General features: G+C 66.6%; 11 protein-coding genes and 2 pseudogenes. 6 read left to right on the top strand and 7 right to left on the bottom strand.

All coding sequences use genetic code 11. The features are described from left to right. Positions 1-9 precede the first annotated feature (9 nt). Positions 10-156, bottom strand: a complete 147-nt coding sequence (locus tag GB932_RS06775) for a hypothetical protein (RefSeq protein WP_156759928.1) — start codon at positions 154-156, stop codon at positions 10-12. Between the two features lie 9 nt (positions 157-165). Between GB932_RS06775 and GB932_RS21665 the strand changes: the two genes are divergently transcribed. The 5 genes from GB932_RS21665 to GB932_RS06750 all read left to right on the top strand — a co-directional run bounded on the left by GB932_RS21665 (position 166) and on the right by GB932_RS06750 (position 5,112). Beyond that, positions 166-417, top strand: a complete 252-nt coding sequence (locus GB932_RS21665; RefSeq protein WP_438616701.1) for a hypothetical protein — start codon at positions 166-168, stop codon at positions 415-417. Positions 418-795: 378 nt separating this feature from the next. Then, positions 796-1,488: a GntR family transcriptional regulator gene (locus GB932_RS06765; protein ID WP_156759927.1), complete on the top strand. Its 693-nt coding sequence runs from the start codon at positions 796-798 to the stop codon at positions 1,486-1,488. After that, positions 1,488-3,014: an MmgE/PrpD family protein gene (locus GB932_RS06760; RefSeq protein WP_156759926.1), complete on the top strand. Its 1,527-nt coding sequence runs from the start codon at positions 1,488-1,490 to the stop codon at positions 3,012-3,014. Before GB932_RS06765 ends, GB932_RS06760 begins: the two co-directional genes overlap by 1 nt. Then, positions 3,014-3,913, top strand: a complete 900-nt coding sequence (prpB, locus tag GB932_RS06755) for a methylisocitrate lyase (protein WP_156759925.1) — start codon at positions 3,014-3,016, stop codon at positions 3,911-3,913. The genes GB932_RS06760 and prpB overlap by 1 nt, the downstream gene beginning before the upstream one ends. 14 nt (positions 3,914-3,927) lie before the next feature. After that, positions 3,928-5,112: a bifunctional 2-methylcitrate synthase/citrate synthase gene (locus GB932_RS06750; RefSeq protein ID WP_156759924.1), complete on the top strand. Its 1,185-nt coding sequence runs from the start codon at positions 3,928-3,930 to the stop codon at positions 5,110-5,112. Between the two features lie 455 nt (positions 5,113-5,567). Here GB932_RS06750 and GB932_RS19405 read toward each other — a convergent pair whose 3' ends face one another. The 3 genes and pseudogenes from GB932_RS19405 to GB932_RS06740 form a co-directional block, all read right to left on the bottom strand. Beyond that, a complete protein-coding gene (locus tag GB932_RS19405) occupies positions 5,568-5,936 on the bottom strand; it encodes a glycoside hydrolase family 3 protein (RefSeq protein WP_306769941.1) in 369 nt (122 codons plus the stop codon). Between the two features lie 10 nt (positions 5,937-5,946). After that, a pseudogene (locus GB932_RS22605) lies at positions 5,947-6,198 on the bottom strand (SUMF1/EgtB/PvdO family nonheme iron enzyme); the annotation flags it as partial. Between the two features lie 269 nt (positions 6,199-6,467). Next, on the bottom strand, positions 6,468-7,562 hold the full coding sequence (locus GB932_RS06740; RefSeq protein WP_156759922.1) for an NmrA family NAD(P)-binding protein: 1,095 nt from the start codon (positions 7,560-7,562) through the stop codon (positions 6,468-6,470). A gap of 186 nt (positions 7,563-7,748) precedes the next feature. Here GB932_RS06740 and GB932_RS06735 point away from each other — a divergent pair, with 186 nt between their 5' ends. After that, positions 7,749-8,384: a TetR/AcrR family transcriptional regulator gene (locus tag GB932_RS06735; protein ID WP_197517357.1), complete on the top strand. Its 636-nt coding sequence runs from the start codon at positions 7,749-7,751 to the stop codon at positions 8,382-8,384. A 23-nt stretch (positions 8,385-8,407) separates the two neighbouring features. Here GB932_RS06735 and GB932_RS06730 read toward each other — a convergent pair whose 3' ends face one another. From GB932_RS06730 to GB932_RS06720, 3 genes and pseudogenes are all read right to left on the bottom strand, one after another. Continuing rightward, the gene (locus GB932_RS06730) at positions 8,408-9,382 is read right to left on the bottom strand and encodes an NmrA family NAD(P)-binding protein (RefSeq protein ID WP_197517356.1); all 975 of its coding nucleotides are present in this window, start codon (positions 9,380-9,382) and stop codon (positions 8,408-8,410) included. A gap of 49 nt (positions 9,383-9,431) precedes the next feature. Further along, a complete protein-coding gene (locus tag GB932_RS06725; protein WP_156759920.1) occupies positions 9,432-10,454 on the bottom strand; it encodes an alpha/beta fold hydrolase in 1,023 nt (340 codons plus the stop codon). A gap of 653 nt (positions 10,455-11,107) precedes the next feature. Further along, positions 11,108-12,297 (bottom strand): annotated as a pseudogene (locus tag GB932_RS06720) (IS3 family transposase). Between the last annotated feature and the right edge of the window lie 49 nt (positions 12,298-12,346).

The raw sequence follows: 12,346 nt of genomic DNA, 5'->3' as shown, positions 1-12,346 counted from the left end.
GGTGGGTCCTCAACTCGTTTCTGGAGGCTCTTCCTGTGCGAGCGCAGCGAAGTCGTCGTTCAGTGTGATGTCGATCTCGTCGGGGTCGGCGCCGAGGGTGATTCTCTGGAAGATCGCGGCGTTGAGTCGTTCGCGTGACGGGGCGCCGGCCTCCATTCAGCGCGCGTGGGCGTCGTGCAGGAGCTCGAGCGCGTTCTTCAGGCGTTGTTCGAGGTCGGCGTCATCGGTGCGGAGCGCGGCGAGGTCGCGGTCGACTTGCGCGAGTCGGGTGTTCGTCTTCTTCTGCTGCCGGGCGAGGGTGTCCCGGTCGATGTCAAGCAGTGGCGGGGCCTCGCGACGCGCTATGACAAGCTCGCGGTCGTGTTCCGCGCCGCGGTGGTCCTCAACGCGGTGATCGCCTGGTCCCACCAGTGTTGATGAGACAAGCCCTAGACGTCTCCAGCTGCAACTTCCCCCGCGACGACCGCAACACCAACACCAACACCGGCGGAGACATCTCGAAGGAGTCGATCGACGACTTGATCGGCGCAGCCAACCGCATCCATCACGGCGGCGCTACCCTCAGCCGCCTCACACTGCCGCTCATTCGACGGCAGTCGCAGCTGTCCTGTCCTCGGGGTGCGATGGCCGACGCGGCCGCCACAGCGTTCGGAGCATGTGTCGGCCGCGCTGGCGTTCGTGCTTCCCTTCCACCCGTTCCGATTGCAATATCCAGAGCTATGTGTACAATAATGTGATGAACAGCGACCAGGGTAGCAAAAAGCACAATCGCTGTATACATAGAGAGGGGCTGCGGTGAGGACCAGCGACCGCGTCTATGAGGTCCTCCGCGAGGAGATCCTCGAGGGCATCCTGGAGCCCGGGGTCCCTCTCGCTGAGATCGAGCAATCCGCGAGGCTCGGCGTCTCGCGCACGCCGCTGCGGGAGGCGTTGGGGCGCCTGCAAAGCGATGGTCTCGTGACGTTGAAGGGCGCGCGCGGACTGATCGTCTCGGAACTCTCGCCGCAGGATGTCACCGAGCTCTTCGAGATCCGGGAGGCATTGGAGGTCAAGGCGGCTCGTCTCGCGGCGCTCCACCGGGACCGCGCTCGATTCGAGGACCTGCGTGACGAAATCCGCCGATCCGGAGAGATGCTCGCGGTCGACCCCTCACGTCGGGCGTTCTACGAACAGACGTCGCGGATGGATGCGGCCATCGACGAAGCCGCGGCGAACCCCTTTCTGATCGCTGCGCTGCGCGGGGTCCGCGCGCACATGGCGCGCATCCGTCGCCTGTCGAGCGACGACGCAGAACGGTTGAGCAGCGCCACCCAGGAGCATCTGATGATCATCGACGCGATCATCGAGGGATCCGAGACGATGGCCGCCTACGCGACCGAGCTGCACCTGCATCGAAGCCTTGCCAGCATCACGAAATCCCTGAATGTGCCGCCGGCAGACGCGCCCCCGTCCCTCGCCGACCACCGCTCCCGGAAAAGGATCCACTAGTGAAGACACATACTGTCCGCGCCCACAGTTCCGCCGAGGACCTGCCTCGCGCTGAGCATCTCGCGTGGAAGATCGCCGAGGTCGCCGCCGACCCCGTCGACGTGACCTCAGAGGCGACCGACATGATCGTCAACCGTGTGATCGATAACGCTGCCGTCGCGGCCGCCTCCTACGCGCGTTCGGCGCCGATGTCGGCGCGCTCGCAGGCGCTGGCCCACCCTGCGTCGGTAGGAGGAGTCGGTGCGACGGTGTTCGGGGTCGAGGGAGCGAGGTGCGTGAGTCCCGAGTGGGCGGCATGGGCGAACGGCGTCGCGGTGCGCGAGCTCGACTATCACGACACCTTCCTCGCCGCGGAGTACTCGCACCCGGGGGACAACATCCCACCGATCGTCGCTGTCGCGCAACACGCCGCTGAGCGCGGGCTCACAGGCCGGGACCTGATGCGCGGTATCGCGACGGGCTACGAGATCCAGATGGACCTCGTGCGTGCCATCAGCCTGCACCGTCACAAGATCGACCACGTCGCGCACCTCGGCCCGAGCGCCGCGGCCGGCATCGGTACGCTCCTCGGTCTCAATGTCGAGACGATCTTCCAGGCGGTCGGTCAAGCACTGCACACCACGACCGCCACACGGCAGTCGAGGAAGGGGGAGATCTCGTCGTGGAAGGCTCACGCCCCCGCGTTCGCGGGGAAGATGGCGGTGGAAGCCGTCGACCGGGCGATGCGAGGGCAGACGAGCCCGTCGCCGATCTACGAGGGCGAGGACGGCGTGATCGCCTGGCTCCTGGGCGGTCCGGAGGGCCGCTATGAGGTGTCGTTGCCCGCTCCGGGCGAGCCCAAGCGCGCGATTCTGGACTCGTACACGAAGGAGCACTCGGCCGAGTATCAGGCGCAGGCGTGGATCGACCTGGCGCGGAAGCTTCACGCGCAGCGCCCGGAGATTGGTGACCCCGAGAAGGTGGAGCGGATCGTGTTGAAGACGTCGCACCACACGCACCACGTGATCGGGTCCGGCGCGAACGATCCGCAGAAGTACGACCCGACCGCGTCGCGCGAGACGCTCGATCACTCGATCCCGTACATCTTCACGGTCGCGCTGCAGGACGGCATGTTCGACCACGATGCCTCTTACCTGCCGACCCGCGCCGCGCGACCCGACACGGTGGCGCTGTGGCACAAGGTCACGACCCTCGAGGACCCGGAGTGGACGCGCCGCTACCACTCGAACGACCCTGCAGAGAAGGCGTTCGGGGGCGCGATCGAGGTCGAGTTCCGTAACGGAGAGAGGTTCGTCGATGAGATCGCCGTGGCCGATGCGCATCCGCTCGGGACCCGTCCTTTCGTGCGGGAAGACTACATCCGGAAGTTCCGGACGCTTGCCGAGGGCGTGATCGAGCCCGTGGAGATCGAACGCTTCCTCGACATCGCGCAGCGTCTGCCCAACCTGGGACAGGGCGAATTGGCGCAGCTCACCTTCACGGTGCGCGACGCCGACGCCGTTTCCGCGCCGAAGGGACTGTTCTGATGCTCTACTCCCAGGTGCCCGCACACGAGAAGCGCCGCCTGTTCCGCGAGCGTCTCGCCTCCGGCGAACTGCTCCGGCTTCCGGGGGCGTTCAACCCGCTGTCGGCCCGGCTGATCGAGCGCAAGGCCTTCGACGGCGTGTATGTCTCCGGCGCCGTGCTGTCGGCCGACCTGGGGCTTCCCGATATCGGCCTCACGACGCTGACGGAGATCGCCGCGCGCGGCGGGCAGATCGCGCGGATGACGGACCTTCCGGCGTTGATAGACGCCGATACCGGCTTCGGCGAGCCGATGAACATCGCCCGCACGATCCAGACGCTCGAAGACGCCGGACTCGCCGGCGCCCACATCGAGGACCAGATCAACCCCAAACGTTGCGGCCACCTCGACGGCAAGGCGGTCGTCGACGAGTCCACCGCGACCAAGCGCATCCGGGCCGCGGTCGACGCCAGGCGCGACGAGAGCTTCCTGATCATGGCGCGAACCGACATCCGCGCGGTCGATGATCTCGCCGCCGCCACGGACCGTGCCAGGGCGCTGGTCGACGCCGGAGCGGACGCGATCTTCCCCGAGGCGATGCGGTCGCTCGAGGAGTTCGCCGCGATCCGCGCCGCTGTGGACGTGCCGATCCTCGCGAACATGACGGAGTTCGGCAAGTCCGAGCTGTTCTCGATCGGCCAACTGCGTGACGTCGGCGTGAACATCGTGATCTGGCCGGTGTCGCTGCTGCGGATGGCGATGGGCGCCGCCGAGCGGGCGCTGGACACTCTACTGGAGGAGGGGCATCTCACCTCGCAGCTGGGGCAGATGCAGCACCGCGCCGACCTGTACGACCTGATCGACTATGAGGGCTACAACTACTTCGATACGTCGGTGTTCAACTTCGACGTGCGCCGGTGAACGTGAGGAACGTGATGAGCGACATCAAGAAGGGGCTCGCGGGCGTGATCGCCGACGAGACCGCGATCTCCAAGGTCAACCCCGAGACGAACTCACTGCTGTACCGCGGGTACCCCGTGCAGGGGCTCGCCGCGACGCAGTCATCCGAGGCCGTGGCGTACTTGCTGTGGCATGGCGAGCTCCCCGATGAACACGAGCTCGCCGAGCTGCGCACAACCGAGCGCCGCCACCGCGCCCTGGCCCCCGAGGCGAAGGCGGTCATCGATCTGCAGCCCGTCTCGGCGCACCCGATGGACGAGCTGCGCACCGCCGTGAGCGTGCTCGGGGCGATCGACACCGCCGGCGCCGACAACGTACTCGACGCGGTCGGCACGCCCGAGCAGAACCTCGAACGCTCGATCCGGCTCTTCGCCGCCCTGCCTGCGCTCGTTGCCTACGGCCAGCGCCGTCGCCGCGGTCTCGGCCCCATCGCTCCGCGCGACGACCTCGACTACGCCGCGAACTTCCTCTGGATGACATTCGGCGAGGAGCCGGATCCCGTCGTCGTCGACGCTTTCAACCGGTCGATGATCCTATATGCCGAGCACTCCTTCAACGCCTCCACCTTCACCGCCCGCGTCATCACCTCAACCCTGAGTGACCTCTACTCCGCCGTCGTGGGCGCGATCGGCGCGCTGAAGGGCCCGCTGCACGGCGGCGCAAACGAGGCCGTCCTGCACATCCTGAAGGAGATCGGATCCGCCGAGAACGTCGTGCCGTGGCTCGACGCCGCGCTCGCCGAGAAACGCAAGATCATGGGATTCGGCCACCGCGTGTACAAGCGCGGCGACTCTCGTGTGCCCACCATGAAGGCGGCACTCGACACGCTCATCGCGCACTACGACCGCCCCGACGTCGCCGAGCTGTATGGGGCGCTCGAACGCGAGTTCGTTGAGCGCAAGGGGATATACCCGAACCTGGACTACCCGTCAGGGCCGGCGTACAATCTCATCGGCTTCGACACCGTCACATTCACGCCCCTGTTCGTCGCATCGCGCGTGACAGGCTGGACGGCGCACATCCTGGAGCAGCAGTCATCGAACTCGCTCATTCGCCCACTGTCGGCGTACAACGGTCCGGACGAGCGGTACATCCCCGGATACCGGCCTGCTGCAGCCGAGTTCGCTGCGGCCGATCGTCCCGAGGAGGCGGCCGGCTGATCTACACAGGAGCGGCCCGCGTGGGGGCCACTCGGACCGCCGCCGACTCCGCGCCGGAAGAGGCCGCAGCCATCCGCGAGGAGCACACCATCCGCGCGATGCGGATGGTGTTCCGGAATCCGCGGAGTGTGGCGTCTGCGTGAGCGCGGTGCGCACCGAACCGACAGGAGCATCGAGGAACGCGAGAGCGGCTCGCCGAGATCTTCACGCCGCCGACGAACCCTGTGTGGTCTGCATCGCCGTCGAGTTTCCAGGGCGGTGCCTTGCCGCCGCTCCGACATCCCTGCGACCCGCGGTGCTCGCGACGAAGAAACGCGGGCGGCTGTCGCCCCACCGCACGAGAATGTGTTCGACTTCGTGAGCCCGGGCGACGTCGTCGGCGATGCCCGGAGGCGTGTGCAGGCCTCCGTCTGGGTCCCGGAGCGGGCGAACGCGAGGCCGTCCTCGACATCCACCTATGCAGGGGAAGCGGCGGGGATCCCTTCGAGCGCGCCGACGCGGGCGGCCGGGCGGAGCAGGCGCAGCACCTTGCGGTCCACGTCGTCTTCGGGAACATCCCTGGCTCGCACCACCGCGAAGAGAGCCTCGCCCGCGGGCCGTCGGGGCCGGGCATGACGAGATCCTGCGAGGAACGGGGACGGTCCACGCTGCGTACGGTGGTCCAGTCGCTGATCACGACGCCGTCGAAGCCCCCACTCGCTGTTGAGTGGCGTCTCCAGCAGATCGTTCTCCGTCATGGTCGCGCCGTTGACCGAGTTGTAGGCGCTCATCACGCGCCAGGCGGGCGACTCGGTGATGGCATTTTCGAACGCCAGCAGGTACACATACTGCAGCGCCGGTCTCCACGATGAAGCACGCGAAGGGCGCGTTCGTCACCGTCGTCGCGTCGATCCGGAACGCGTCGAGCGCCACGCGGTGCAACGGAGCCTCGCCGTCCGCCGCATTGCGGTCTCCGAACGAATTGCCCATCGTGAATGCGCCAGCCGGGATGAGCGCGTGCTCGATCAGACGGCGTCCCATCGCCTTCGGCTCAGCCGCCATAGCCTGGGGCGTGCCGAGCGCGATCGAGGCCCCGCGACCGGGCATACCGAATCCGCTGCTGTTGCCTGTCAGCCCACCACACTATCGACGCCCGCCTGTGCTGGCCCGGCACACGACATCCGAACAGGTCTCTGCGAGCAGTCGCTCATCGGCGGTCCGTGGAGGAGATGACGCGCGAGCGATGTAAGAGTCCGACCTACATCGTCGAGAGCGATCCGAGAAGGCCTCCCCGGAGCCAGTGGCACAGTGGCGTCACCGGCCGGGGAGACCTTCCCGTTCCGTTCAGACGCTCACGGTGTCGTGGTAGGCGGCGCTCACAGCGCGCCCGTCCGGTTGTCAGCGCTGCCCTTGAGCACGGCGGATTCGGGCGTCCAGTTCTCCGGCTGGACCCTCTCCCACAGGCTGCCCTTCCCGAGTGCCCGGCCGAGCTCGTCCTCCCGCCGCAGCCACTCCTCAATGGTGCGGATGCGCCCGGGGTGGATCTCGTCCAGGAGCGCGTAATCGCGGGAGATGACGCCGTGCTTCCACATGTTCCAGAAGCCGGTGAAGTTGTCCCCGAAGGACATCGTGCTCTTGTCGCGAGGGTCCGCGTTGTATCCGGCGGGAAGCTCGGCGAACGCCCCGATCGGTCCGCTCCAGTAGGTTTCGAGATCGGTGTCGATGTACCGTGCCGGGTGACCGGTGACGGTCTCGAAAGACTTCGCCAGCTCGGCGTAGGTGACGTGCCCGATGGCGACCTCGAGATCCATTCCGTTGGAGCGGTCGGGGTTGTCGAAGATCCAGCGCACGTAGTAGCCGCAGTCTTCGAGCGCGACGTGCGGCACGGCGCCGTCGCCCAGGGGGACACGCCATGTCACGACGCCATCCTCGACCGAAGGGGTCATCGGGGTGCCGGGCGAGATCGTCATCTCGGCGTACGGGCCCGAGGTGAAGACCGCGGCGCCCATGCGGTTGCGGTTGGACTGGTTCTGGAAAAGGACCCACTCCGCCATCCGGCCCTTGCCGTCGTAGTGGCCGGTGCGGAACCGGGAATCGTAGCCCGACTTCTTCAGCACGTAGTCGAGGTTCCCGTAGACGAAGAACCGGACCCCCTCCTCGATTGCGATCTCGTAGCTGCGAATCGCCCAGTAGGTCTCCGTCTTCTCGCCCGTGTTGAATCCGTCGATGTTCACATAGGCGCCATCTGATTCCCGGAACCCCGCGCGGAGCACCTCCTCGTCGGCGAAGGTGCCCTCGATGAGGGTCACGTTGCCCAGCGCCAGCAGGGCCAAGGCGCGGGCAGAATTCGGATCCCGGGTGAGGACCTTCACGTGATACTTCTGGTCCGCGACCAGGGCGCGCACGATGGGCATTCCCTGCGCGCCGGTCCCGCCGATGACGAAGATCGTGGAGGTGGTGTAGTCGGTCATAGAGGTGTGCTCCAATGGGGTTAGGTCGGCCCGCGCGGTGATTCCTGTCAGTTGGCGGGCCAGCAGATCGGCATGGTGTCTCTGAGGGATGTCGTTAAGAGTGCGGGACTCCTTTCGGCTGTCTCCGAGTGCAGAACGAAAAGTGGACTGGCGCTGCCTCAGGAGATGTGCGGCTATCCTTCCGACGTGAGCTCCGAAGAGAACGTCGTCCGACTCGCCCCTGGACAGGGCTCGCGTACGCGGTTGCTTGCGGCGGTGGCGGACCTGACCTATCGCGAGGGCGTGGGAGTGGGCGTGCAGACGCTGGCCAAGGCCGCCCGGGTCTCGAAACGGTCGATGTACGAGCTCTTCGGGAGCAAGGAGGCGCTGCTGACCGCAAGCCTGGAGGAGCGGGCCCCCGACTACCTGACGCGACTGTTGCCGCCGGACGATCTCGACTCACCACGAGCGCGCATTCTCCACGTCTTCGCCCAGTTGGAGAAAGATGCGGCGAGTCCTGGGTACAGGGGCTGCCCGTTCCTGGCCGTGCAGGTGGAGCTGAAGGATCCGCAGCATCCCGCGAGCCGGGTGGCCGACAGGATCAAGGATCAGCTCGCCGCGTTCTTCTTGGACGAAGCCCGACGCGGCGGTGCGCTCGAACCGGGCGCCCTCTCTCGCCAGCTCATGTTCATCTACGACGGAGCCGCCGCGCGCGGCGGGGTGAAGGTGGACGATCTGCGCGGGATCCTCCCGCGGACGGTGGATGCGCTCCTGGACGCCGCCGGCGTGCACGAGGTACCTCTGCGCACCGATTCGGTGGACACTCCGGGGGACCCGGGGTGAGGCGGACGCCCGTTGCGTTCGACTCAACGCGCCGCGAGTTCCTGGATACGCGGGTGATTCGCCAGCGCCCACCGCACGGTCATCGGTTCGCGTCCGAGCAGGTTCTGCAGCTGGTGCGTGATCGTGCCGTAGCCGCCGCGACCGATGATGCGCGTGAGTGTCTTGAGATGTTCGGCGATATGAGGCTGCTGCCCGAGCGCGGTATCGATGTACTTCGTGTTCCACTCCTCGACGTCCTCGGGCACATACCTCACCTCGCCGCCCAAGACGGTCGCGAAATCGTCGGCGATCGCATGCATGTCCACGAAGTCCGGGCCCGTGAGCTCGTATGCCTTCGAGATATGAGGTGAGGGGTCCAGCAGGATGCGCGTGCAGGCCTCCGCCACGTCGTACGCGGCGATCGGTGCCAACCTGTGCTGGCCGAACGGCAGGCGCAGCTCGCCGTCCGCGAGGGAGCCGAGCGCGACCCAGGTGAGGATGGGGTTCTCGACGAAGAACGCCGCGCGCAGATGCACGACCGGGAGATCCGACCAGTTCAGCATCTGCTCGGCGACCCAGTGTGCTCTCTGCTGGGGCGACCATGCGGTGACGATGCCTCCGAGATGTGTCCGTCGTTCGTGTTCGGGCGCCGTCATCTTCTCGAAGGTCATGAATGACTGCTCGTACTCGGAGATGCTGACGAACGCCTCGAGATCGCCCTGCTCGCGTGCCGCCGCTGCCATCAGCCCGACCGCGTCTGTGTAGTAGGGCGAGAGTCCCATGCTGAAGTAGAGCCGGCGAACGCCCACCAGGGCGGCGCTTACATCGGCGATATCGAGCAGGTCTCCGACGACGACCTCCGCCCCAGCATCGCGCAGGGACTGCGCCCGCTCGTCGTCGCGCCGGACGAATGCCCGCACGCGTTGTCCCGCGGCGATGAGCATATCGACGACCGTTCTGCTCACACCGCCGATTTCTCCTGCAGCACCGGTGATGAGGATCGGGCTGGGCTCTGTCATTCTCGTGCTCCTTTTCCTTCTTTCCACATGGGGTCGTGGGCGTCCCTTCTCAGTCCCGCAGTTCTGCGAGGAATTCGAGGAGGGCCGCATTGACGTCTTCGGGTCGCTCTTGCTGCGTCCAGTGCCCCGCGCCGCGCAGCACGACAGGCGCGCGCATCAGCGGCGCGACCGAAGCGAGCGGGTTGCGGTCCCCGGACGCGTCGCTCAGCATGTCGGCGACCGTACGTCCGCTTTCGTCTCGCAACGAGGTCGCCATGTCGCGGTCGCCGACCACGTAGAGGGCGGGGACATCGATCGTGCGGCCGCGGAACACCGCGAGCAGTTCGTTGTTGCGTTCGAGGTTGCGGTACCAGTTGAAGCCACCGCTGAAGGCAGACTCTCCGTGCGGTGCGTAGTCCCCGACGTAGGCTCGGATGTCGTCCTCGGTGAGCCACGGGGGGAGCGACGTCGGGTGCGGCATGGCGTCTAGCAGGCCGCGGCTCGGGTCGGGAACGAGTAGTGGCTCCGGGCGGACGAAGTGCGGACTGTCCCCCGACGCGCCGACCAGGATCCTGCGGAAGGAGTTCGGCGGGTCTGCGGCGAACTCCGCATCGGCGACCCCCGGCTGCTGGAAGTAGACCTGATAGAACCTGTCGCCGTAGAGCCTGGCGGTGACGGACGGGGGCAGCATCCCCGAAGGCAGGATCGGGGGAATGCTCAGCCCGGCAACGGCCCGCACTCTGTCCGGCCGCATCATGGCCGCCGTCCACGCGACGGGGGCGCCCCAGTCGTGCCCGACGACGACGGCCCGGTCGTAGCCGAGCTTCTCGATCAGTGAAATCGCATCGCCGACCAGATGGAGCAGTGTGTAGGCGCCGATGTCACGGGGCTGCTCACTGCGTGCGTAACCGCGTTGATCGAACGCGATGACTCGATAGCCCGCGGCGGCCAGTGGTTCGAACTGATGGCGCCACGAGTACCAGCTCTCGGGCCAGCCATGCAGCAGCACGACCAGCGGCCCTTGGCCGTGTTCGACGATATGCAGTCGGAGGCCGTTGACATCGACGAAACGGTGCGTGGGGGCGGCGCCCATCTGATCTCCAGGATGCTTGTTGGGAATCGGTCCCGGATGATAAAACCGACCGGTTTTGGGAACGATAGCCACCGTCGGTGCCGCGTGCAAACCTCGGCGTGTCGACGTTCTGAGTCTGCTGAACGAACGCGTGGAAGTGTCTGGTGAGTCGATGAAACCAGCCGGTTTTGCTCCAGCTCATACCGCGGCATACAATTCGCGATGCGGAAGTGATCGCCGACAGGGAGGTGGTGGGCGCGGCGGTGGCTGGCCGGCGTCAGCGTACGGCTGCCCGCTCGAGCGCCATCTCCGCAGAGCCATTCGAGCGTGTCCGTTCCGATTCCGGCGCGCGCTTGCGCCGTCGAACAGCATGGTGAGTTCGCGAGCCACGAGGTCGGGATTGGGTGCGCCGCTGTCCGCGGCCTCGGCACGCAAGAGGTTCTTCGGCTCCTGCTTGACGCGACGGGCAGCCTGGCTCGCTGCGGGCGCGCATCCTTGAACTCTATCTGTGTCGCCAGGTACTGACAGTTCAGGATCTCGGGCGTGCTGGCCTGTCCCTCGAGTTGCTCGAAGACGTGCAGAATACGGGTCCTGGGGTCCCGTCCTGGGGTGCGGGGAGATACATCGCCATGTCGACCTCCGCGCCTTGCTCCAGGGTCTGCTGAACGGATGAGTCAGGCCGCGAGGGCCATGGGCGGTCTCATCGTGGCCTCGAACTCGACCGGTGTCAACGTCCCCAGACGGGCCTGTCGCCTACGGCGGTGGTAGGTGCGTTCGATCCACGTCACGATCGCGATGCGCAGTTCCTCGCGCGTCGCCCAGGAACGCCGGTTGAGGACATTCTTCTGCAGGAGGCTGAAGAACGATTCCATCGCAGCGTTGTCGCCGGCCGCGCCGACTCTGCCCATCGATCCGACCAGGCTGTGACGGGCCAGCGCGCGCACGGTCTTCCGAGCGCGAAACTGACTGCCTCTATCGCTGTGAACGACACAGCCGGCGACGTCGCCGCGCAGCGCGACCGCGTTATCGATGGCGTTCACGACCAGGCGGGACTTCATCCTCGAGTCGATCGAGTAGCCGACGATCTTGCCGGAGAAGGCGTCCCCCGTCGCGCAGTGGTAGAGCTTGCCCTCGCCGGTCTTGTGCTCGGTGATGTCCGTCAGCCACAGTCGGTTCGGCGCATCGGCGACGAACTCTCGCCGCACGAGATCGTCGTGCACGGGCGGGCCGGGCTTCTTGCCCTTCCCGCGGGCCTTCTTCTTCCCGAACGCCGACCACCAGCCGTTCTGCGAGGTGATCTTCCACGCCGTCCGGTCCGACATCGCCTCCCCGGCGCTACGGGCTTCGTCGGCGAGGAAGCGGTGCCCGAACTCGGGATCGTCCCGGTGGGCGTCGAACAGCGCGTTCGCGCGATACGCCTCGGTGATTTCAGCCTCGGTGATCGGGCTCTTCAGTCAGCGGTAGTACGGCTGGCGAGCGAGCTTCAGTATCCGGCACGTCACCGTGATGGGGATCTCGTCGACGGCGAGCTCTCTCACGAGCGGGTAGAGCCTTTTCCCGGCAGATGCGCCTGGGACACATACGCCGTCGCTCGGCGGAGGACGTCGTTCTCCTGCTCGAGGAGACGGATCCGCTTGTTCGCCTCCCGCAGCTGCTCGGCCTGCTCTGTTGAGGGCATCGCAGTAGTCGGGTGTTCCTCACCGCGGTCGATGCGGGCGCGTTGGAGCCACTTCTGCAGGGTCATGGGGTGAACGCCGAAGTCTTTCGCGATCTGCTCGATCGTGACGCCGGGCTCACGATTCTCCGCAACGCGCACGACGTCGTCGCGGAACTGCTGAGGATAAGGGAGCGGGCATGGTGTCATCCTTCCAGGCACGCCCTCCGGGCACGCCACCTCAGATGTCACCCACTCG

Origin of the sequence: Microbacterium karelineae, assembly GCF_009745985.1 — a bacterium.
Classification (GTDB): Bacteria; Actinomycetota; Actinomycetes; order Actinomycetales; family Microbacteriaceae; genus Microbacterium; species Microbacterium karelineae.
Note: the sequence above shows the minus strand (reverse complement) of the source record. Positions and strands in the feature narration are given on the sequence as shown.